Annotated in this window: 3 protein-coding genes; all 3 read right to left on the bottom strand. The window is 61.7% G+C overall.

Annotated elements, in window-relative coordinates; all coding sequences use genetic code 11:
• Window positions 1-97: 97 nt before the first annotated feature.
• From BUB57_RS16170 to BUB57_RS16180, 3 genes are read right to left on the bottom strand one after another with little or no spacing between them, the layout of a single operon-like run.
• The gene (locus tag BUB57_RS16170; protein WP_073068864.1) at window positions 98-1,108 is read right to left on the bottom strand and encodes a tyrosine-type recombinase/integrase; all 1,011 of its coding nucleotides are present in this window, start codon (window positions 1,106-1,108) and stop codon (window positions 98-100) included.
• Window positions 1,101-2,063 carry a tyrosine-type recombinase/integrase gene (locus tag BUB57_RS16175; protein WP_073068866.1) on the bottom strand — a complete coding sequence of 321 codons (963 nt, stop codon included), beginning with the start codon at window positions 2,061-2,063 and terminating at the stop codon, window positions 1,101-1,103. The genes BUB57_RS16170 and BUB57_RS16175 overlap by 8 nt, the downstream gene beginning before the upstream one ends.
• On the bottom strand, window positions 2,060-3,307 hold the full coding sequence (locus tag BUB57_RS16180; RefSeq protein WP_073068865.1) for a tyrosine-type recombinase/integrase: 1,248 nt from the start codon (window positions 3,305-3,307) through the stop codon (window positions 2,060-2,062). Before BUB57_RS16180 ends, BUB57_RS16175 begins: the two co-directional genes overlap by 4 nt.
• Window positions 3,308-3,463 lie beyond the last annotated feature (156 nt).

Genomic DNA, 3,463 nt, shown 5'->3' on the forward strand with positions numbered 1-3,463 from the left:
AATTATGCACACCGCGTGATTATGCGCAGTTCGCTGAGGGAAGCGCCCGCAAGTGCCGCCGCGCTGGCGATTTTCAGCGCAACGAACTGCGCATAAGTCAAAGGCTCTGAAGGAATTGCATCAACTGATCCGGTGGCCGATACCGACCGGGGCGCGCTCCGATCGGTTGCAGGCGATCAAGGGTGCGCTCCTTCATTGATAGGTCGGCCTGGAGGTACATATGCGTCGTGGCTGGACTTTCATGACCCAGCCAGAGTGCGATGACGGTGATGTCGACCCCAGACTGCAGGAGGTGCATCGCCGTGGTATGGCGGATCGAATGCGGTGATATCGAACGTTTCGCGAGTTGCGGGTTACGCTCAGCGGCGGTCGCAACGGCAAGCTTGAGGCGCTGCGTGACATTCGAGCGCGCCATCCGTTCTCCGCTTCGGCTTGGGAACAGGAACCTGTCATCGCCTACGCCTTCCAGCCTGCGCTTCCAGCTCCGGATCAGCGATGCGGTTGATCGCCAGAGCGGCACGCTTCGTTCCTTGCGGCCCTTGCCGTGAAGGTGTGCTGCCATTGTCCCGTCGATGACGACATCGCCGACCCGCAGACCTATGACCTCCGACACGCGCGCGCCGGTGTTATACATTAGACTGAAGAGCGCCCGATCCCGCTGACCCGCCCAGGTTTGAGGATCCGGCGCCTCGAGGATCGCCTGCATCTCTGGGCGCGACAGAAACCCCAGTACCGGTTTGTCAAACCGCTTCATAGGGATAGCCAGCGCTTGCTGGATCACAGGGAGCGCGGTCAGGTCGTGGTGGGCGGCATACTTCAGGAATGATCGGAGCGCCGCCCAACGAGCGTTGCGGCTGCGCGCGCCATTTTTGCGATCATTCTCCAGATGATCGAGGAAGCTGAGGATGAACTGGGCGTCGAGATCGACCAACGCCAATGCGGTCGGAGCCTTGCCGATTTTGGACTCCGCGAAGCTTAGCAACAGGCGGAACGTGTCCCTGTAGGAGGCAATTGTGCGTGGGCTGACAGCCCGCTGATGGCCCAAGTGTTCAACGAAGAAACGTTGGAGCAAAGTGGAAAAGGTCGGCGTCGAGGTCGGATCAACCATGATGGTGGCCTCCTGCGGTGGCCGCGAATTGCTCGAAGCTCTCGCCAGCGAGGGCCATGAGATCTGGGACGCCGGTCAGATACCAATATGTGTCGGACACCTTGGCGTGGCCGACATAGGTCGAGAGTGCGGCCATGGCGTTGTCGATATCGGCTCCGTGCCCATGCCAAAGTTGGACGCGACGGCAGATGAACGTGTGGCGCAGATCATGTATGCGCGGCTGAGCGTAGGCACCACGAGCAGTCCACCCGAGTTCGCTTCGCAGCCGCTGGAACACCCAATGGACGGTTCGTGTTGGCAGCACCCCGCCGGATGACGACAGGAATAGCGGCATATCTGGGTGGGTAGCGCAGTGTCGCGCCCGCACCATCATGTAGCGGTTCAGCGCCGTCGCCACTGTCGGATGCATTGGCACGTGTCTGGATTTGCGGAATTTTGTGTTCCGCACCGTGAGGACACCCTGATCAAGATCTGCATCGCTGCATCGCAGGTGGAGAGCTTCCGAAAGGCGCAGGCCAGTGGCGGCAATCAATCCGAAGATCGTCTCATAGGTCGCTGGCCGCAATCCACCGTGGGGGGCAAGGCGTCGGGCGGCGGCGAGAAGATCGCAGATCTCCTGCTCCGAGTAGATGTGCGGCGCCAGACGACGATGCGAGCGACCGAAGATTGCGGTCTGCGGGAACTCAGTCGCAGGATCGAGCCGCGCCAAATATCTTGCGAACGGACGAAGGACGTCCAGACGGCGCGCCCATGACAAAGGCTTGGCGTACTTGGCTTGACCCTGCACCCAATCCAAGGTGATGCGGGTTGTCAGAGGACCAGTATGGCCTGTCGCGTCAACGAAGCGGGCGAAAGCGGTGATCTGGCCACCCGGAATACGCAGATCAAACCCCAACCCGCGGCGTTCGGCCAAGTAATCCTCGGCCAGCGAGAGCAGAGTGCGGGGCGCGGTCATGACCTGCTCCCCGGCCAAGGCAAGGCCACTGCCGAGAGCTTGGTCAAATCGACCTTGGCATAGATCGCCGACGTATCAAGGCTGCGGTGCCGCAGGACGTCGGCGATATCCTTCATCGGCACGCCGGTACGTAAAAGCCGACTGGCCACGCTGTGCCGCAGAATGTGGACCCCCTTGCGGGTCCATCCGCATCTTCGATAGCCCGCCAGGACCGCACGCGTGACGACGCCCTTCTCGATCGGCTCGTCATACGGAGCGACGTGCCGAACAAATATGGCGCGGTTGGAGGTCTGGGGCCGCTCCTCGCGCAGATAGGCGGCGATCGCGCTGCCAGTCGCCGACGGCAAGGGGAGCACATCGGCGCGCCGCCCTTTGGTCCCGATAAGGCTGATCGTCCCATCGGCCCAATTGATGTCCTCGAGGCGCAGGTTGACGACCTCGCTGGATCGCAGACCGAGATCGATCAAACACCGCGTCATCGCGTAGGCTCGCCGGTGCGACGGAAAGGGTTGATCGAATGATTGCAGCAGTGCGTCGATCTCAGTGTCGGTGAGAACTTCCGGCAAGGATGCCAATCGCCAGTGGGCCGCCCGCGGAATGGCGGCCATCAGTTCGCTGACCTGGTCCCCGGACATGCTTCGAAATCGCAGATAGCAGCCGACGGCGCCGCCGATCACGCGGATGGTGCCGGGGCTGCGCCCGGGATCGCCGAGGACGAAGCGTCGGACAGAGGTAGCGCTGATCTTCGACAGCGCGATCCGCTGGTCGCCGAAATGGGCAAGCAGAAACTCGCCAATGATGCGATCGCGCTGGCGGCGGGTGCTGTCCGCCAAGCCCCAGACGTCGCGCATATGTCCGTCAAAGCGCGCCAGCTCTTGCGCAACGGCCGTGTCGGAGGCGGGATCCAGCGCTCCCATGCCTTCGGCCCTCAGCACTTCCAGCAACTGCGCGAGTGCAGCACGCAGCTCGTGGCGCAACCGACGGACCGGATAGGGGCAACTGCACACAGGCAGATGTTCAGACAGGAACCGCGCGACCATGGCCTCGCTGATCGCGCTCAGGTTACACCGCTCCGCAGTCAGCCAATAAGCAAAATGCGCAACGCAGCATAGGTAAACGCGCTGTGTACTCGGCGCATATCGCCCGCGACGCAGGTGCGCGCCGTAGCGCGAAACATAGGGCTGAAGAATGCTGTCCTCTAACCACAGGCGTGGCTGCGACTGGACGACGATATCCTGGGACATGGTGAACTCCTGTCAGGTTGAATGAACCTGCAAGAAGATCAGGGTTATGTTCAGAACGAAGCCATATATGTGGCCGCTCTCTTCCAGCCCAGCCGCAGGAAATGCAGTTCTTCCCTCAGCTAACTGCGCATAATCACGCGGTGTGCATAATTCCGG

This window comes from Paracoccus solventivorans (assembly GCF_900142875.1).
Taxonomy (GTDB): Bacteria; Pseudomonadota; Alphaproteobacteria; order Rhodobacterales; family Rhodobacteraceae; genus Paracoccus; species Paracoccus solventivorans.

Excerpts from the sequence above, each read along its gene's own strand:
- BUB57_RS16170 (WP_073068864.1), bottom strand. The coding sequence starts at position 1,108 with ATGGTTGATCCGACCTCGACGCCGACCTTTTCCACTTTGCTCCAACGT.
- BUB57_RS16175 (WP_073068866.1), bottom strand. The coding sequence starts at position 2,063 with ATGACCGCGCCCCGCACTCTGCTCTCGCTGGCCGAGGATTACTTGGCC.
- BUB57_RS16180 (WP_073068865.1), bottom strand. The coding sequence starts at position 3,307 with ATGTCCCAGGATATCGTCGTCCAGTCGCAGCCACGCCTGTGGTTAGAG.